The following is a 17,452-nucleotide window of genomic DNA, read 5'->3' as shown; positions in this document are numbered from 1 at the left end:
GTAATGCCGTTGCTGGATGCTATCGAAGCTGGTCCAGACACGCGCTCCAAATACCGGCTTTTGCTATTGAGCGGCCGCTATTGCGGACGTCTCGTTGATAGTGAGGATCAGCCATGGATGCGCGGGCTTGCTATGTCGAAAGCTCTTACAACCAGCTTGGGCGAGCCTTGCTGCGCTCCAGATTGTCACTCGTAAACGCCACTCGCCGCAATGAGGCGCACCAGCTCCGCCTGCCGCCGTGTCTCCGTCTTTTCGAACACGTGCTGCAGGTGGGTGCGCACCGTGGTCAGGCTGATGCCGAGCTCGTCTGCGGCCGCCTGAAGTCCTTCGCCGCGGGCAACTGCAATGGCCACGGCGGCCTCGGCCGGGGTCAGCCGGTAGAGATTGCGCACCTGGGCCTGCATGCTCCGCGGCGCGCTGTCCGGATCGGCCACGAACACGATTGCGGCGGGGCGGCCGGTCACGAACCACGTCGACTCGATCTTCAGCGGCGCCACCAGCACGCTCAGCGGTCGCCGCGGCGCCGGCCGCGCGAGCGCCATCACGCCGCCCGCGGTGTCCGACCGCTCCGCAGCCGCGACGATCAACCGTTGAAATTGCGCGGCATGCGCGCGCCTGGCTGCGCGCAGCGCCGATTTCTCTGTCCTGATTCCGTCGGCTTCATTGAGCAGCGCTTCGGCCGTTCGGTTGGCGAACAGGATCTCGCCGCTTGCCGCCACGATCAGCACGCCTTGGGCGATGCGGTCGAGCGCCTCGACATTGGCACTCCTGGCGATCTCCGAACGCGAGAGGCGCAATCCCACGCTCGCCGCGCGGACCAGATGCGGCCCGATACGACGCAACCGGTCGAGGTGCTCGGGCTCGAACTCTGCTGTCGTCTCGGCGCGTCCGCAGGTGAACACGACGCGCGTGTCCGGCTCGTTGGCCAGCACGAGTCCGATCGAGTGGCACATGTCGCCAGGCCGGCAGAAGTCGTTGTAGAACTCGGAGCGCCGGTAGACCTCGCGCGGCAGGAGCTCCCAGATTGGGATCAGCGTGCCGGCGTGCAGGCGCGCGATGCGCGGCAGGAACACATTGGTCTTGTAGTAGTACCGCGCATAGGTGATGTCCGCCTCGGGCGGCATGCGCACCGAATTCGCTTCGCTGCGCAACGTTCTTGTGTTCTGGAATGTCAGCTTGGTGGCGGCGCCTTCGAGGAAATCGGACAGCGTCTCGAGAACCTGCGGCCAGCGGCCGGGTTCGACCGCCGCATCGTAGATCTGCCCCACCATGCCGTCGAAATCGTGCATGTGTGCCGGATTTCACCGCTCCCTCGCCTGAAGGAAGTTGTAGTTTGCCGGAAGCCGGCTTCACTGACAACCGTTCCCCGGCGCATCTCGTATGTTCATACGAGGCGACCGCCTGAGGCCAGCGTGTAGCTATCGTGACACCATCAAGCTTCACATCAACCACATGTGGCGAAAGATGCAAACGCGGGCAGCACCTGGTACTCAAACCGACTGGAATGGTACGCATTACGAGACGCTGCTGACTGGGCGCGAGACCGGCGGCAAGCTCGGGGCATTTGCATCCAATGCTGGCCCGGGCGACGGACCGCCGCGCCATCGCCATCCCAAATCCGACGAAGTCTTCGTCATTCTCCAAGGGCGGCTGCGCTTCTGGCGCGCCGGGGAAGTTTCCGAGCGTACCACCGGGGCAGTGTTCTACATTCCCGCTGGCGTCGAGCACACCTTCGCCGTCGTCGAGCGTGCGCGATGGATCGCCATCCTGTCCCCGGGTGGTCTCGAAAGCTTTTTCCCGGCGGTTGCCGCGCAGGGACTGGAAATTCCGCGCGACCTTGCGGCAATCAAGGCCGTCGCGGCCCAGTTCGATATGGAGATTACCGGGCCACCCCTCACGATCGCTGGGCCATAACCGCACTGGGCGTGTTACCGCATTGGCTTCATCGGATCGCGAGGCAGCGCGCCCAGGCGGCCACAGAGCAGGCAGTACTGGGGATCCAGACACTCATGGGAGCGCGGCGGCCGCAGATGGTCCGAAATATGGTCGAAAGTATTTCAGCGGGCCAGATTGCACCGGTCGAGATTATTGCCCGAAGACGGTGATGCCTGAATTCGATCGTTGGTTCACGCTGCTTCGGGCCAGACTTTCAACGAACGAGCCCGGCCCTGGCGCCGTCCGCTTAGCTGAGCAGCAGAGCTGACCTCAACGGCCGCAACGCAAAAACGCCATTCAGTTCAGAATGGTAACCCTGGGCTTGCACACAACGCATTAAGTGAACCAGGCGGCGTCGAAACCTTTTCAGGAATGACGCCGTCGCGTGCGAAGCAGTTGGCGATAGCCGCGCTCGGCCATCTTCAAGCCATCGCGCACTAAGCGATGCGTCTGATATCGAAAAGCCGAGTCGTGCCAGTCGGCGGCGCTGACCAGTCGCCGACCGAACAAGGCGGTCGCGACTTCAAAATGGGATGCCTGCTCTTCCCGGCCATCCAAGCATCGCAGCATGTGGCCAAGGCGCCGGCGCTGGCCCGCGGTCAATCGGGCGTCGGGAAGGTGCTGCCTGTGGATCGAGCGGATGAACCGCTCGATGGCTTGCAGCCGGTCGTGCGCCATTTCGTCCAGCGGTATGATGGCGGCGAGCGGTTCGTCTGGCTTCGTGTCGCCAAGAAGCGCCAGTTGCATATCGCCCGGCGACGAACGCACGTGAAGGCCGACCTCGTCATGCCGGCCCGCGGCCAGTTGGACGTCGGAGGCGCTGCCCTGACCCGTGCGCAGGCCCCGCGGAAGCGCGACAAGGTTGACGACCCCAGGGTTGATCTGAGGCGCCCAATAGACGGGTTGCTCTACCGCGGACTGATCAGGCCGGGCGGCGAAACTGCAAACCCCAGCGCTTGCGTAATGCGCGCATCGCCTTAGCCGAGCGTGAGGTCGCGAAGTCCTGCTGATATTGCGGATTGCGTCGCAGGAATTCCCAGGCAATCTCATCGGCGGTTGCGCCTTTGACGAATGCATATGCCTGTGGGTCACGCCACTGCGATGTATCCGGCTTCATCCGCATCCTTCCCTTCTCAGGGATTTGATAGGGGGACGCGGCGTTAAGCGAAATCCTTGGATTCCGTCATTGACGAATGGACGAGGAGGGACCTCGGCGACGAGCGATCAGGCAGGGGCCTTACGAGGCTTATTGGCTTGCGCCCTGCAGTATTTTGAATGTGTTCGTCCAGCTGCGATAGGCCTCGTCATCACCTTGGCTCCACGCACCGAAGGCGCGCCAGGCCGCGAAGGATGATGCGGACTGCTCGAACAGCGAGCCGATCGATTGGTCGCCGGCGGGCCAGCCGGCAGGCTGGTCGCTGACCGCCTCGTGCGTTAGACGCCGCAAATCGGCCAAGGCAGAGCGGATCTGCGGAAGCGGAAATTCGAAAAGATCGGTGTTGTCAGTCGCCTCCCGAAGGGTGACCGCGAGTTTGGCGATCACGCCTTTCAATGATTGAGCAGGCGTCGACGCAAGCTCAGCCAGCAAGGCGTCGGCCTTCTCGGCATCATCCTGTTCCCGGGGATCGAGATCGTCGCAGTCGGCGCTAGCCCCCTCCCCGCGCCCAATAACTGCGCCGGTGGGCAAGAGCGCGCCGCGCTCCAGAACTCTCTCCTCCTCCTGCTGCTGCCGGACGCAGGAAGCCAGCATCCCAACATGGGCGTCGATCCAGGCAAGGGACAGGAGAAGTGCGGGATCGGGTGACAACGGGGCGTCGGCTGAAGGGCCGGCACGCTCTTTGGTCAACGGAGATTGCATCTCCCGTCCAAGCGTGACGGAAGGCAAAGTCGTGGTATTGTCGGAATCAGCCATGATCCGAGCTCCCACACAGCTTGGCTTTGGTCAGGTCGGGCAAGGTGTTCATGCACCCTGCTCGACCATTTCACCGCCGCCCAAGCGACCTGGAGATTATCTCTCTTGGGTCGCAGGCGGTGGCAACTAGCGGTGATTTAAGTGAGCGCAGGCAAAAAAATCAAGCCCTATGGCATCAAATGATACTTTTGGTTCAGTTGAAATTACAAGTGGGCAAATGCGAGCCGCACGTGCTTTGCTTCAATGGGATCAGAAAACGCTTGCGGAACGGTCCAGGGTCTCGCTCGCTACAATCAAACGACTAGAGCCTCTAACCGGTCCAATAAGTGCCAACAGAGTGACCATTGACGCGTTGCGACGCGCATTCGAATCCGCAGGAATTCAGTTTATCCCTGAGAATGGTGGTGGCGCGGGCGTCCGGCTCGCCAGCCGTTCTGATCAATCATAGCTAGGTTCCGCAGTCAGCATGAAAGGACGCCTCGCCCGATGCCGGGCGAGGCGTCTGCCGATTCACTCGCCGTTGCGGCGGTTGGGGCGGGACGAGATGAGGCTATGGCCCTCGCCTTCCTCGTCGGCGAAGAGGTTGGCGTAGATCGGAGCGGTGAAGCTCGGGTCGTCAAGCTTGAGCCCGAGATAGTCGCGGCCCTCGTTGGAGCGCTTGGACCAGGCGGCGCCGATCTCGGCCTTGCCGACCACGACGCGGTGGCTTGGAGCGTTCTCGCCGCTGGCCCGGGTGTCGGGGACGATGCGCACGCCCTTGGCCTGGACGCTGAGGGTGACGATCTCGCCGGTGAACTCGTTCGCATTGGTCTTCTTGAAAGTGCCGATGGTAGCCATTTTCAGTCTCCGTTCTCGTTTCCGAGCCCGCACCATGCGGCCTCGATGGCAATCGTGAGGCCGGAGGCGACCGCTGCCGCATCGCTTGCGACCGCAGCAAAGCGCAGGACGGCGCAGGGCGCGCGTTTCTTGGTTGCGCGAGGAATGGGCTTCGCCCAGGGGAAGAAACGCGCGACGCACCATTGCGGCATAGGCGGTCGAGGCTTCAGCGTCCTTCGGCCAGATCAGCCCGTTCGAGAGGTCGTTTGGTGCGCTCTGCGAATGAAGCCGCCGCTGCGATTCCCCAATTGTCGCGTGATCGCACCTTTTGTTGGATTGCCAGCGGTTTCGACTGGACGCTCGTGCTTCTTGATGTCGGAGTTATGCGCGTGGCGTCGGCCGATAATGGCTCTCGCGGGGACTACCCCGAGTGAGTCAGGGGAGTTGGGCGTCGAATTCAACGACGAATCCCGCATCGATCGCCCTTCTCGCTATTTGATCGCCAAGTTCCCAATCTGTGAGTTCGCAAAGCGGAAACATCTTTCTCACGGCGAAGATGACCTCTGATACCGATACGCTCGGATTTTCGACATTGTCGATCAGGTAGAGGACAATCGCTCGACGAATGTCCGATGAAGCAGTCGTCTGCGTGAGCGCCGGCATCTTCGGCTCTATGAATGGAGCCGCGATGTTGCGCTATCGGCTGTTGCTGCGTCGAAGGCTACGGGCACGCTGTGAACGATGCATGCCGTCGCCAGCATTTCCTCCAACTCGCGGTCGGAAGCCCTGCAGTCTGGCATCAGTGTTCGGATTGCGCGGATTGCCTGCGCGATGGACAGGAACCCGGCCTTGCCCCTGGAAAGAACATAGGCCTCGGCGGCTTTTTCAACTGTGACGGTCCGGTATGTGTTGGTCATCAAGAGTTCCTCCCTGAACCCAAACCAACGTGATTAACGGCCTATTTCCGGCGGCCTTCAAGCGTATGTCCGATAGCGGACAGTTCGGAGCCCATGCCGAAGTGCCGTTGCTCCTCCTCGCCATATGCGCCGCGTGTGAGCTTTATCATCCCGATGCGGTCGACAATCGCGATCTCACCGCGCTTGGCGTGGATTAGCCCCCGATATTCAAGCATTTGGAGGGCAGTGGTAACGCCGGGACGCCGGGCGCCAAGCATGGTCGCCAGAAATTCATGCGTCAGGTAGATTTTTCCCTCAGTCCGGTCGTGGACCATCAGCAGCCACCGGGCCAGCCTTTCCTCGATTTTCGAGTGGCCGTTAACCAGCGCCGTTCGGGATGATTGCACCAAGAATGCGTGGGCGTAGCGAAGCAGCGCCTCATGAAGGCTCTCGCTTTCTGCAATAGCAGCGCGAAGGTTTTCAACCGGCAGGCGCCAGCCATTGCCCGCTATCTGCATATAGGTTTCGTTGGGAGATCTGTCTTGCCCGAGAACGACCGCGACTCCCGTCATGCCGTCATGGCCGATGATGCCAACTTCGCTCTGCCGCGCTCCGGTCAAGGTGGCGACCACCGACGCAATGCCCATCTCTGGAAAATATACGTGCTCTATCGGTTGATTGGGGTCCTCCAGTCGGGCTTTGATAGCAAGGCCCATGCGATGCATGGACGGCTGTAAAAGCGCGAAATCCTTCGGAGCAAGAGTTTTCAAAATGTGGTTGCGAAGAACGGACTGAGGCATGGCTCTTCTCCCTGACGGGCAAGAGCACGTACCTCTTACTGTCGACTGCATCCGAAATATCTGGCGGCCGATATCGAAGCATAGGCTTCGACTGATCGATTGGCAAATCGCTGAACAGGGGTTGTGTGCGTCAAGTTCTGCAAAAATGGGGCTGCCATGAGGCTGGTCATGCGGCTTGGCGCAGAGCGAGCTTCTTGTGCTCGCGCAGGTCGTCGATGTTGATGTAGCGGTTGGTCCCATACAGTTTTCCTTGCTTTCGACGGCCAGCGCCCTGACCAAGTGCAGGCGGCTCTGTGAGTTTGGAAATGCGCACGACATAGGTGCGGCGCCTGATCTCTTCGTTGAGGCGTTCCAGCATGTTGGCCGACTTCAGGTGCTTATGGTGCTGACGCGGCAGGCGTGGTGGCTGCCGCAAGCTACGAGGCTCGTGCCTTCGGCGGTCGCTCCGCGATGCCTTTCATCACGGCAATGGCCGGGGCCGGACGATCGCGCTTTGGGTCAAATTTGCCGATTGCCACCAGACCACGCACAGTCGCATCGTTTCGGTGCCAATCGAGTTCTCTGATTCAAATGTTTCGCAGCCGATCTCCTGGGGTCTGTGTTTTCCGGTACAGAAGGCAATCCGGCTCTTGGGTGTCAGGCTTTCGTCGCTAGTCAATGTGTTGCCGCCGGAACAACGGCAACTTCGGTTCGAACTTTAGGACGGCCGCGAGAAGGAATCGGCCGCGCGGATCTGTCGATCAGCCAGAGCGGGAATCGATTTCGCGATTGTCTGGGAAGCATCTCCGGCTTAGCCATCGGCCGGCACGGCCGAGCGAAACAGAGGGGAGGCACATGACCTCCCCTTCCAAAGTTGATGCGTGAAACATTAGGCAGCATCGCGTTCTTCTGCGGTCTCCGGCTGAAGGCCATGCAGGAAAGCGACGGCGCGCTGCGCATGGGCTGCGGCCGAGAAGATCGCGCGCTTGTCGTCGGCGAGGACTTTCAACCACGAACCGAGGTAGCTCGCATGGTCCGGCCGGGGCTCGAGTTCGGGCGCGATACCAAGATCGGCGCAGAGGAAGCAGCTTCCGAGCTCGGCAATCAGTTCCTCGCGCGCTCGCTCGCTGCGATCCTTGGCGTAGCGGCTAAGGTCGCGATTCACGCGATGCGGCGCCGAAGTCCAATGGGTGACCTCGTGACTGAGCGTGGCAACGTATGACGCGGCGTCCCGGAACGTCTGGAAAGGCGGCATCTGGATGTGGTCCGTCACCGGGGCGAAGTAGGCGCGATTCCCACCGTGCTGGATTAGCGCCCCAGTATTGGCGAAGAACTGGTCGGCATGCCCGATTCGGGCGATCGGATCGCGCACCGGCTCCGCCTGCCGTCGATAAAACTGGTCCGGCAGGCCATCGATTTGCGCAATGTTGAAAACGGAATACGCCTTGAGGAACGGGATCTCGCGGTCGATTTCCTCGCCCCTGGTGTCCGTCTCCGTCCTGGTGAAGCGGCTGGCGAAGACCACCATAGAGCCGGTCTCGCCCTTGCGAACCCCGCCGCCAAGGTCGAGCGCCTGCTTGAATGTCATCCACATCGGGCTGGAAAAGCCGCGTGCGACAGCCTCCGACCAAAGCAGCAGCACATTAATGCCGTTATAGGGCAGACCATTGTGTCTGAGCGGCCGGGTGACGCGGCCGGAGGCATTGCTCGGTTGCCACGGCTGCATCCAAGGACGGATACCCTTCTCCAGCTCGGCTACGATGCGGTCGGTGATCCGCGCATAGACGTCCATGCGCTCTGCATTTTCTTTCCTGGTCATTTTCATGAACCTCCAGTTGCAGGCCGCGCCGATCGCGGCCCCGTCACGGGGGTCCGCTTGGGCGGAGCAGGAAGGCGGGCGGCGCACCCTATCGGGTCCCATGGTGCTTGCACGATGGGGTGGGCCGCAGCTAAGCGGAGGACGGCGAAGCCGTTGCGCTGACTGCCCGGCTCCGCCAGGACCTCGGGAAGGACGGGGGCGCGAGCGGTCGTCAGAAAATAGGAAGGCGGCGCTGGGCGCCGCCTGAATATAGTCGAGAGAAGGTCGGTTCAATGAACCGACCGGCCACCGCTATAGGGATCGTACTCGAAAAGGATTTCGACATCGGCGTCGTCGAGCTCTGCGGCGGGCACGACGCCAAATTCGTCGTCGACCTGGAAGAGGATAACCGGGACCATGAGGGTGCGGGCGAGAGACCATGCGGCTTTTTGGGCGAGTATGAGATCGTGGGACATCTGAGGGCTCCATTTTGGAGCGGGCCAATTCCCGCTCGATGGCTCCGTCAGTGTGCGGGGGCGGGCGCGATCACCCGAAGGCGCCAGCCGAGCGGCCGCAGCATGCTAGCGGACCCCTTGCGGGTTGATCGGGCAAGATCCGCAGCCGCACCAGGAAAGCCATCACCAGAGAGCGGGATTGGGCCGTGAAGGGAGCCCAATGTGCCGATCGGGCCGAGGCTGACGAAAGGAACTGGCATCGGCGGCCGCCCCCGGAGCGTCGTGCGCCGGAAGCAACGCTAGAACCCCCGATGCAAAGTCGCGCACATGAAAATCGCTGGAACAAGAACATGCCGTGTCGAGGTGGTCGCCACGGGCGGGAATTGGGAGACGATGCGGCCATATTTGCTCGGGCGCACCGCACGGCAGCAGGTTGTCTCTCTTCGTTCCCAGGAGACGGCGCTCGCAACGAAAGGTTAACTTGGCCACGATCGAAAGCGGCATGTTCGGCCAATGAAAATCGGCTGGGCCCCGTGCAGTCGATGCGAGGGACGGATGAGCCGGACGTGCTCGACATGGAAGGAGGGCGGGACCGGAGCCCCGCCCTCGACGTTCATCCGAGGGCCGCCATCTGCAATTCGGCCGCCTTGCGGTCGACGGATTGGCCGGGGTTTTCGACTGGACGCTCGAAGGGCTTCCAGACCTCGCCTACGACCTGCTCGTAGGCCGCGATAGCCCCCTCGGCGGCCATGCGCAGCGCATGGGCTTGTAGTGCCATATCGGCGGCGAACTCACGCTTGCGCTGGGCAGCGCTGTCGAAGCCGACCGGACCTGCGACGTCTTCGTTCCGATCGTCGCAGGCCGACTTGGCCGTCGCGTCCCGAGCTTCGGATACCGACTGGCTGTAGAACTGGCCGGCCCCGTAGGCGGACCCGACAAAGGCACCGACGACGCGTTGCAGGTGTATCTGCATGGCGCGTTCCCCAAGCCCCTCGTCGAGCGCTGCGGCCGTGTCCACGACGAGCTTTTCGTGCAAGTCGCGAATGCCGTCGCTGTCGAGCACCGGGAGGCCAAAGCTCTCCGAGACGAGCGCGCACTGTGCGGCGTCGGGACACACGAGTCGGACCATTTGGAAGGTAGTGCCCTTGCGCAGCGGAGCGACGCGGGCGGTTGCGCGGGGATTGGCGGCTTTCCTGGTCATTGGCATATCCTTTCTTCTGGTTCTCGAGGCCAGGACCGGCTCCGTGCCGGCCCTCCCTCGGGCGCGGACCAAAAAGAACCGGCGGAATGACGGGCGCTTCAGGGCCCGGGCGGACCGAGACGAGCATGGAAGGTTTGCGGCCAAGCAGGGCTTTCTTCAGCCCTCGCGCGGGACGCGGGCCTGCCATGCCGAGACCGGACCGATCCGGCCGCCCCGCGGCGCGGAACGCGGCCTTGAAGCGGACGGCCGCAGGTTCAGGACCGCATGAAGCCCGAGTGAGGACCGGCACGGGCCTCGACTTCGACATTGGAACCGAAGGACAGGTGATCATGGCCACCTGCCTATTCATCGACCGAAGGTGTCTCGGCACGCACAACAGGATCACCCCATCGTGGCCGTGGGCCTACGCCGGAGTTCCATTGTATCGGCAGCGCTCGCTGCCGCGACCGTGCACCTGCAGCCGCCAAGCGAACCTGGCGGCGGCAGAGCGATCAAAAGGACGCGAGGTCTATTCGGCGGCCTCGCGATAGCCTTCCCCGAGCTCGCCCTTCTCGGAACGTTGGTCCTCTCCACTCAGACCGTCGACCTCAGGCCCAACGTCGTCCTCGGCCTCGGGGACGGTGCTCTTGGACAGCCACTCGGTCAGGCTTGCCGCATCGGCAGCGAACAGCGCAGCCGGGTGGACGAAGTGCCCCTCCTTGAAGTGCTCGACGAGCGCGGCCCGCGTGTTCTTTACGCGCGCCCGCGGCAGAACCGGCGTGTCGTCGCACAAGCCCTCGAGCGCCGGACGCGACAGACAGGACAGGAAGTCCTCGGTGCCCATATTGGCGAGGAAGCTGTCTGCCCCGATCGCGCCCCCTGCGACGAGCGCCACCACGCCCGACTTGCTCATGCCCTCGCGGCAGGAGAGCGCATCGATGAGGACGCCCCGGGCCGCGACACGCAACGTCTCGGCGTCGAAGGCGAACTTGCCCTCGGCATCGAAGAGGGTGGCGGCGTGCCGAGGCATGCGGCGACCGAACCCATGATCGCCGCCAGCACCGGAATCAACGCGCACGTTCTGGCCAGCGAAGGCGAGAACGAGCAACGCCAACAGCGTGTCGTCCTCGATCGGCGCCCGTGACAGCGCCTCATGGAGAGCATCGGTGCGCAGGTCGCCGATCATCTCGATGCCCTTACGGGTCACATCGGGACGCGATTTCGGCATGACGACCGCCTCGGCGGCTTCCATCGCGTTGGCCTTCTTCTTGGCCTCGGGCAGACGGAAGTGAACGGTCTTCACCTTTCCCTCGCGGTCGAGATACATCGCGGCGTGATCCGACTTCTTCGGCGTGCCATAAACGCGTTCCGCCTTTGGCGGCAGCTTCACCTCTCCATACGTGTTCGGTTCGGTGATGATGCCTTTCTTGGGCAGGTTCTGAGTCATCCATTCCTGCTGGGCGCCGAGGAAGGCGTCGATGTCGGTGGTGTACCGGCTGTCCTGGTCGGCCGGTGCGAACAGATCCTCCACCCAGGCTATGCCGTAGGCCTCGCGCAGCTCGTCGCCAAAGCTTGCGTCGCGCGCGTACATGCGGCGCTTGGTGAGACCGTTGGCGATGCTCCACCACGACACCTGCGGATCGCCCTTGTTAGGCTTTTTGGCCTTCCAGACCTCCTTCTGCTCCTCAAGCGAAGCGGCCGCGATAGTGCGGAGCTGCTGCTCGTTCGGCATATCGCCCTTGGCCATGGCGTCGAGCATCGCCGGCAGCACATTGGCGAGCAGGCGCAGCTTCTTGATCTGGCGCACCGACTGCGCGAGGGCGATCGCAATGGCCTCTTCGGTCCAGTTCAGCGCAACGAGACGCTCGATCGCACGCCACAGATCGACCGGGTTAAGCTGCTCGTGCGTGATCGAGGTGGCCAGCGAGCGCATCGCGCCGCCGTCCTCGGCTCGAGGCACGACCAGAACGGCGATCTCTTCGAGACCTGCAGCGATCGCCTGCTTCGCCCGGCGATGACCCTGATCGATGACGAAGCCATTTCCGCCATCGGCCTCAGCGAAGACGATCAGCGGCTCGACAACGCCGATGGCCTTGATCGTTGCCAGCAGCAAGGCGTCGGCCTGAGGGCTGGACTTGGAGCGCCGCGCCTTGTCGGGATTGTCCTTGAGCGAGCGCGGATCGACAAATTTCAGTTCCATTGGAATGCTCCTTGGTGGGTTATGGACAGGCCCCGTCGCCGGTCCTTTTTTCGTCTTCTTTCCGAAGACATCCCCCGGCCCGCGGAGCGGGCGGGACGGGGCAATTGCGTTGGAGCATCCCTGCCCGGCTGGCCAAGCGGGGCTTCTTCAGCCCTGCGCAGGATGACGGGCCGGGATGGCGACGGCGCGATTGAGCGTCAGCGTCGGCGGGCCGCCCGATCTGCGAGCAGTCCTCCTTGCCTTTCGCTTCCCTACTTCGTTCGGGAAGGCCCCTCCACCGGGCCGGCGACGGCTGCTCAGAACGTGGGGGCGGGTTACGCCGCCTGCACCTCAGCGGGGCGTACACCATCGATCTCCTGCGACAGCGATCTTTCGATTTCGGAGAGCTGGCGGCGCTTGTCGGCCAGTTCGTCCGAGAAGGCGAAGGTACTGCCCGCGCGTGAGCGATAGGACGCGAGCCGCCGCTCGGCCTCCGCGAGCCTGTGGCGTGCGCGCTCCTGCTCCTCCTCAAGATTGCCAAGCATATGTTCGAGCTTTGCAATCGCGCGAAGCGGCGTGGTGGTCACAGGTAACTCGACTTCCGTCGCCGCGCCGGCGCGCAGCAACGTGGTGATGTAGCCATAGCTGTCCTGGCCAAAGCGCTCGCCGCAATATTGGAGTTCGAACCCACCGATCGCGGCGATGGTGCGGGTACCGGCATGCTGGAGCTGGATCAAAGTCAGGATCTCGGTCATCAGGGCGCGGCCGGCGAGCTTGCGCTCCACATATGTCCTGTTGCCCACGCTCATGCGGAACGCCTCGCCCGTCGTCGGAACCAGCCGCGCAAGGTCCTGGCCGATCTCGCCAATGCGACGTGTCGAGTGTTCGATGTCGCGCTCGGCATCGCGGATCTGTCGGCGGATGGCGAACTGATCGTCCTGATGCGCCGCCCTCAGGCGTTCGAGCCGGGCGATGTCTGCCTCGAGCCCGGCCTTCTGCATCAGGCGCGGGTCGCCCGAGGCAATCGCCTTGGCCATGGCGAACTGGTTGGCCTGCCCTTCGCCGAGGTCGTCGAGGCGGCGCACCGAGGTGTCGCCCGAGAGTGCAGCGGCGATGAAGCGAGCCTTGCGCTCGTTGTTCTGCCACATCTGGGCGTCCATCGAGCCTTCGGTGGCATAGGCGAAGATGTCGACGATGTGGTGCTGGTTGCCCTGCCGCAAGATGCGTCCCTCGCGCTGCTCGATCTGCGAGGGGAGCCATGGCACGTCGAGATGATGCAGCGCCTTGAGCCGGAGCTGGGCATTGACGCCGGTGCCCATGGTGTCGGACGAGCCGATGAGAAACCGGACTTTGCCCGCGCGGACGTCGCAGAACAGCCGCTGCTTGGCCTCCGACTTCTTGAAGTCCTGCATGAAGGCGATTTCGGCCGCCGGCACGCCCATGCGCACCAGCTCGTCGCGGATCCAACGATAGGCCGAGAAGCCCCGCGTCCGCTCAACATTGAGCGTGCCGAGATCGGAAAAGATCATCTGCGCGGCGCCAGTCAGTTCGAAAGGCGTGCCGTCCGGCCGGACGTAGGCTGCGTCTGCGGTGTCGCGCCAGATGCGGTAAGCATTGGCGATGAGGTCGTTGAGCTTATTGCCCGGCTCATTGTCATTGTCCGGATCGACGAGGCGGAGGTCGATCGCGGCATGGCGGCCATCGGTGATGACCGAGAGCAGGATATCGTCGCCGGGCTCGGGTGGCGCTTCGCGCCCTTCGATCGCCTTGATCCGGGCGTCAAGGAGAGCCTGGTAGCGCTTGAACGCGACAGATATTTTGCAGGTCCTGATCTGCCGCGTGCCGGTCGAGAGCGCCGGCACCTTGACGTAGTCGCGCAGATCCTCGGGCGTGATCACATCCGCAAAGGTGCGGAACATGGCGATCAGCTCAGGGACATTGACGAAGGTGGCGAAGCGGGTGACCGGTTTGTATTTGCCGTTGGGCTGCAGCTCGAGTTCGGTAGTGACGTCGCCGAAGGCCGAAGCCCAGGCATCGAACTGGTGGAGGCCACGCTCGGACAAAGCCGCGTAGCCGAGGTAGCGCTGCACCGAGAACATCTCGCCCAACGTATTGGTGATCGGTGTACCGGAGGCGAGGACGAGCGCCCTGCCCGGGTTCCTGGTCTCGACGAAGCGGGATTTCACATAGAGGTCCCAGGCGCGCTGCGAGCCGTTCGGATCGATCCCCTTCAAGCTCGACATGTTGGTCGCGAAGCTGAGCTTCCTGAACTCCTGCGCCTCGTCCACGATGATCTGGTCGACGCCGATCTCGGAGATGGTGAGCAGGTCGTCCTTGCGGGTTGCGAGGGCCTCCAGACGTTCCTTGAGGCCTTCCTTCAGCCGCTCGAGGCGCTTGCGCGACACGCGATCGCCGCTTTCGACCTTGGTGAGCAGGAACTCATAGAGCGCGAGCTCGTCCTGAATCATCTGCTGTTCGAACGAGGACGCAACGCCGATGAAGCGGAAGGCCGAATGAGTGATGATGATGGCGTCCCAATTCGCCATGGCCGCGCGGCTGAGGAAGCGGCGCCGCTTGTCCTTGCTGAAATTGGTCTCGTCGGCGACGAGGATGCGGGCCATAGGATAGAGCGCCAGGAACTCGCGCGCGGCCTGCGCCAAGCAATGTCCTGGGACGATCATCATGGCCTTGGCGATGAGACCGAGCCGTTTCTGCTCCATGACGGCGGCCGCCATGGTCATGGTCTTGCCGGCGCCTACGGCGTGCGCGAGATATGTCGAACCGGCCGAGATGATGCGCCAAATGCCGCGCTTCTGGTGTCCATAAAGAGAAACCGCGCCTGAGGCGCCCGCAAGTTGCAGATGGTCCCCGTTGAACCTTCGCGGGGCGATGTTGTTGAACCGGTCATTATAGACCCGCGCCAGCCGGTCGGTGCGGTCGGGATCGGACCAGATCCAGTTTTGGAAGGCCGTTTTGATCTTGGTGAGTTTCTCCTTGGCCGCCTCGGTGTCGACGACATTGAGCACGCGCCGCTCGCTGTCGCCATCCTTGATGGTGTCAAAGATCTGCGGCATGCGGCTGTTGAGCGCGTCGGTGACGAGCTCGCCGGCATGCCGGCGCTCGGTGCCCCATTCGGACGTGCCGGACGCCGTGTAACCGAGCTGGCGGGCATCAACCGTCCAAGAACCGAGCTCGGGCATGTGGTGAATGCGGATCTCGGCGCCCATCGTCTCCTTGACGAAGGCGACCACATCGGCGGCCGGAATCCAGGGTGCGCCGAGACGCGCGGTGATGTCGGATGGGCCGAGATCGGCGGGCTGGACAGCTACGAGGGCGCTAACGTTGCGCTCGAAGGCGGGATCGAGAGCCGCGGCGGCTTCAGCGGCCTTGAGCTTGCCGCGGACCTGGCCGGAGAGATAGTCGTCGGCGGTCCGCCAGGCGCCGCTCTCCGGATCGCGGTAGATGGCGTCGCCCAGATCGGCGATGACCAGGTCGGGATCGACATGCGACAGCTCGGCGATCTGATCGATATCGACTAGGCCGCGCTCGTTCAGCACGACCGCGAGAGCGTCTGCTGGCGAATTGATGATCGGGGCCGCGGGCGGTGCGATCACCCGCTCGGTGAAGATCGGACCAGGCCGGGCGGTGTCCGTCTCGAGGTCGTAGTCCTCGATCGAAGCCACGAGCCAGCAATCAGGATCATCGAGGAACGGGGCGAGGTTCGGGCGGCGATGCGTCTCGCGCACCTCGCCGGTCTCCGGGTCCTCGCTGGTCGACACGACGGTGGTGTTGATCGGACCGAAGGCACGGACGAAGTTTGACCAGGCGATGCGCAGCTTGACCTGCGCCGCCTTCCACGGCCGATCCAGCTCCTGCGCCTTGAGGACCTCGCGCACCGCGTCGCGGATCGGGATCAGCTTGCGGATAATGCGGGCGTTCTTGTCAGGCATCCCATCGCTCGACCGGCCCTTGCGAACGGTGAGGGTCACTGGCGCGCCGTCGACCATCTGCATCAGCGCCGTGTTTGAGGCGACGAAGAAGCTGCCCTCGCGGATAGAGGGACCTGCGGCGAGGTCTTCACCGAAGTGCCCGGTGTGCCCCCCGTTGAGATCGATCCTCTCGGGCTCGCCGTCATAGATGGCTTCCGGGAGAAGGGTGATCGCATCCGACAGGGCCTGTGCAAGATCGATGCCCGGACACGGGAGGCAGGTATACGTCTCGCCGAACCGTCCCGACGTCGTAGCATGCGTGCCAAGCACAAAATCCGGTCGCCGGGCGAGCCAGCGGTTGATGCGGATCGCAGCATTGTCGCCATCTGCGGGGCTGACCTCGTCGGTATCGTGCCACGAGGGATCGCCTTGGGCCTCAGCGTGCGGCCGCTTGCGGAAGAAGAGAAGGTCCACCACCACATCGGTGCCGGCGTCGGCCCGGAAGCTGCCCTCGGGAAGGCGGATGGCGGCGACCAGATCGGCGGTCTTGCCGATGTGCTCGCGCACCGAACGATCCGTCTTGTCCATGGTGCCCGATCTGGTGACGAACGCGGCGAGACCGCCGGGCTTCAACAGGTCGATCGAGCGGGCGATGAAGTAATCATGCAGGCGCAGCCCCATCGACCGATAGACGCGATCCGAGCGGACGATACGGTCCGAGAAGGGTGGGTTGCCGATGGCGAGATCGAAGTCAGCCGGCAAGTCGGTGCGGGCGAAGTCGGCGTTTACAATGCGTGCTCGAGGCTGGAGTAGCCTGCCAATGCGCGCGGTCACCGGATCGAGCTCGACGCCGGTGACGTGCACCTCGTCGCGCAGTTTTGCCGGCATCAGTGCCACAAACAATCCCGTGCCGATACCGGGCTCAAGCACCCTGCCCCCACGCCAGCCGAGACGCACCAAGCCTGCCCACATCGCGCGAACGATGAACTCTGGCGTGAAGTGCGCATATTGCGTGCAGCGCGCGAGCGAAGCGTAGTCGGTGCTCGACACCATCTCCTCGAGCTCGGCGCCCATCGCGGCCCAGCCGGCGCGGAAAGCACGGTCGCCGGGACGGCGAAACACCGCATTGGCGAGCTCGGACGCACCGAAACCGGTGAAGCGGATCAGCCGCGCCTGTTCTTCGCGCGTCGCCGGCCGATCGGCGCGCTCGATTTCGGCGGCGAGTCGGATTGCATCGAGATTATCGCGGGCTCGCTGCTTCCAGCCCCGGCCAAGACCGCGATCGGTCTCGAGGATGAAGTCATCGCCACCCGGCCCGGCCTCGGCCGCGCAGCGCGGCGAGTGGACTGGCGGGGACGCCGGCTGTGACTCCGGCACGGCGGGCGTCGTAATCTCTTTAGCTTTGGGCTCGCCAGCGCCGAAGTCGTTGCCGAAGGCGGTAACGCCGAGACCGAGGCCCGACGATTGCGTGGTGGTGTTGAACAGATCGAGCGTGAATGGATCGTCGTTGGACATCTGGAGAATCCTCGTCTTGAAGGCGCGCGCGAGCCCCCGGCCGAGCGGGTCGGCCAGG

At 63.5% G+C, this 17,452-nt stretch carries 15 protein-coding genes and 1 pseudogene; 2 read left to right on the top strand and 14 right to left on the bottom strand.

What is annotated here, in order from left to right; all coding sequences use genetic code 11:
* Window positions 1–185: 185 nt before the first annotated feature.
* Complete coding sequence (locus tag LB535_RS27360) at window positions 186–1,289, bottom strand: helix-turn-helix transcriptional regulator (RefSeq protein WP_224634386.1); 1,104 nt, start codon at window positions 1,287–1,289, stop codon at window positions 186–188.
* A 91-nt stretch (window positions 1,290–1,380) separates the two neighbouring features.
* Here LB535_RS27360 and LB535_RS27355 point away from each other — a divergent pair, with 91 nt between their 5' ends.
* Window positions 1,381–1,914, top strand: a complete 534-nt coding sequence (locus LB535_RS27355) for a cupin domain-containing protein (protein WP_224634385.1) — start codon at window positions 1,381–1,383, stop codon at window positions 1,912–1,914.
* Between the two features lie 387 nt (window positions 1,915–2,301).
* Here LB535_RS27355 and LB535_RS27350 read toward each other — a convergent pair whose 3' ends face one another.
* The 8 genes and pseudogenes from LB535_RS27350 to LB535_RS27310 form a co-directional block, all read right to left on the bottom strand.
* Window positions 2,302–2,682, bottom strand: coding sequence for a DUF2285 domain-containing protein (locus LB535_RS27350; RefSeq protein WP_224634384.1), 381 nt, complete (start codon window positions 2,680–2,682; stop codon window positions 2,302–2,304).
* 175 nt (window positions 2,683–2,857) lie between these two features.
* Complete coding sequence (locus tag LB535_RS27345) at window positions 2,858–3,052, bottom strand: transcriptional regulator domain-containing protein (protein WP_224532386.1); 195 nt, start codon at window positions 3,050–3,052, stop codon at window positions 2,858–2,860.
* Between the two features lie 129 nt (window positions 3,053–3,181).
* Window positions 3,182–3,847: a hypothetical protein gene (locus LB535_RS27340; protein ID WP_224634383.1), complete on the bottom strand. Its 666-nt coding sequence runs from the start codon at window positions 3,845–3,847 to the stop codon at window positions 3,182–3,184.
* 510 nt (window positions 3,848–4,357) lie between these two features.
* Window positions 4,358–4,684, bottom strand: coding sequence for a DUF736 domain-containing protein (locus LB535_RS27330; protein ID WP_224634382.1), 327 nt, complete (start codon window positions 4,682–4,684; stop codon window positions 4,358–4,360).
* Window positions 4,685–5,098: 414 nt separating this feature from the next.
* Window positions 5,099–5,326, bottom strand: a complete 228-nt coding sequence (locus LB535_RS27325; protein ID WP_224634381.1) for a hypothetical protein — start codon at window positions 5,324–5,326, stop codon at window positions 5,099–5,101.
* An 8-nt stretch (window positions 5,327–5,334) separates the two neighbouring features.
* On the bottom strand, window positions 5,335–5,580 hold the full coding sequence (locus tag LB535_RS27320) for a hypothetical protein (protein WP_224634380.1): 246 nt from the start codon (window positions 5,578–5,580) through the stop codon (window positions 5,335–5,337).
* Window positions 5,581–5,621: 41 nt separating this feature from the next.
* A complete protein-coding gene (locus LB535_RS27315; protein ID WP_224634379.1) occupies window positions 5,622–6,359 on the bottom strand; it encodes a Crp/Fnr family transcriptional regulator in 738 nt (245 codons plus the stop codon).
* Window positions 6,360–6,525: 166 nt separating this feature from the next.
* Window positions 6,526–6,759, bottom strand: a pseudogene (locus LB535_RS27310) (transposase); the annotation flags it as partial.
* Window positions 6,760–6,844: 85 nt separating this feature from the next.
* Between LB535_RS27310 and LB535_RS29125 the strand changes: the two are divergent.
* On the top strand, window positions 6,845–7,060 hold the full coding sequence (locus tag LB535_RS29125; RefSeq protein WP_411969619.1) for a hypothetical protein: 216 nt from the start codon (window positions 6,845–6,847) through the stop codon (window positions 7,058–7,060).
* 167 nt (window positions 7,061–7,227) lie between these two features.
* Here the strand turns inward: LB535_RS29125 and LB535_RS27305 are convergent, their stop codons facing one another.
* From LB535_RS27305 to LB535_RS27285, 5 genes are all read right to left on the bottom strand, one after another.
* Complete coding sequence (locus LB535_RS27305; protein ID WP_224634391.1) at window positions 7,228–8,157, bottom strand: ArdC family protein; 930 nt, start codon at window positions 8,155–8,157, stop codon at window positions 7,228–7,230.
* A 269-nt stretch (window positions 8,158–8,426) separates the two neighbouring features.
* The gene (locus LB535_RS27300) at window positions 8,427–8,612 is read right to left on the bottom strand and encodes a hypothetical protein (RefSeq protein WP_140841457.1); all 186 of its coding nucleotides are present in this window, start codon (window positions 8,610–8,612) and stop codon (window positions 8,427–8,429) included.
* Window positions 8,613–9,204: 592 nt separating this feature from the next.
* Window positions 9,205–9,792, bottom strand: coding sequence for a hypothetical protein (locus LB535_RS27295; protein WP_224634378.1), 588 nt, complete (start codon window positions 9,790–9,792; stop codon window positions 9,205–9,207).
* A 508-nt stretch (window positions 9,793–10,300) separates the two neighbouring features.
* Complete coding sequence (locus LB535_RS27290) at window positions 10,301–11,971, bottom strand: ParB N-terminal domain-containing protein (RefSeq protein WP_224634377.1); 1,671 nt, start codon at window positions 11,969–11,971, stop codon at window positions 10,301–10,303.
* Between the two features lie 314 nt (window positions 11,972–12,285).
* Entirely contained in the window at window positions 12,286–17,394 is a 5,109-nt protein-coding gene (locus LB535_RS27285; protein ID WP_224634376.1) for an N-6 DNA methylase, read from the bottom strand.
* Window positions 17,395–17,452: the final 58 nt, after the last annotated feature.

It is taken from the genome of Mesorhizobium sp. CA10 (assembly GCF_020165285.1).
Lineage (GTDB): Bacteria > Pseudomonadota > Alphaproteobacteria > Rhizobiales > Rhizobiaceae > Mesorhizobium.
This window is presented reverse-complemented; position numbering and strand designations above follow the sequence as displayed.

Bases quoted from the DNA above. Each gene is read 5' to 3' on its own strand.
- LB535_RS27360 (WP_224634386.1), bottom strand. From the start codon at position 1,289: ATGCACGATTTCGACGGCATGGTGGGGCAGATCTACGATGCGGCGGTC.
- LB535_RS27355 (WP_224634385.1), top strand. From the start codon at position 1,381: ATGTTCATACGAGGCGACCGCCTGAGGCCAGCGTGTAGCTATCGTGAC.
- LB535_RS27350 (WP_224634384.1), bottom strand. From the start codon at position 2,682: ATGCAACTGGCGCTTCTTGGCGACACGAAGCCAGACGAACCGCTCGCC.
- LB535_RS27345 (WP_224532386.1), bottom strand. From the start codon at position 3,052: ATGAAGCCGGATACATCGCAGTGGCGTGACCCACAGGCATATGCATTC.
- LB535_RS27340 (WP_224634383.1), bottom strand. From the start codon at position 3,847: ATGGCTGATTCCGACAATACCACGACTTTGCCTTCCGTCACGCTTGGA.
- LB535_RS27330 (WP_224634382.1), bottom strand. From the start codon at position 4,684: ATGGCTACCATCGGCACTTTCAAGAAGACCAATGCGAACGAGTTCACC.
- LB535_RS27325 (WP_224634381.1), bottom strand. From the start codon at position 5,326: ATGCCGGCGCTCACGCAGACGACTGCTTCATCGGACATTCGTCGAGCG.
- LB535_RS27320 (WP_224634380.1), bottom strand. From the start codon at position 5,580: ATGACCAACACATACCGGACCGTCACAGTTGAAAAAGCCGCCGAGGCC.
- LB535_RS27315 (WP_224634379.1), bottom strand. From the start codon at position 6,359: ATGCCTCAGTCCGTTCTTCGCAACCACATTTTGAAAACTCTTGCTCCG.
- LB535_RS27305 (WP_224634391.1), bottom strand. From the start codon at position 8,157: ATGACCAGGAAAGAAAATGCAGAGCGCATGGACGTCTATGCGCGGATC.
- LB535_RS27300 (WP_140841457.1), bottom strand. From the start codon at position 8,612: ATGTCCCACGATCTCATACTCGCCCAAAAAGCCGCATGGTCTCTCGCC.
- LB535_RS27295 (WP_224634378.1), bottom strand. From the start codon at position 9,792: ATGACCAGGAAAGCCGCCAATCCCCGCGCAACCGCCCGCGTCGCTCCG.
- LB535_RS27290 (WP_224634377.1), bottom strand. From the start codon at position 11,971: ATGGAACTGAAATTTGTCGATCCGCGCTCGCTCAAGGACAATCCCGAC.
- LB535_RS27285 (WP_224634376.1), bottom strand. From the start codon at position 17,394: ATGTCCAACGACGATCCATTCACGCTCGATCTGTTCAACACCACCACG.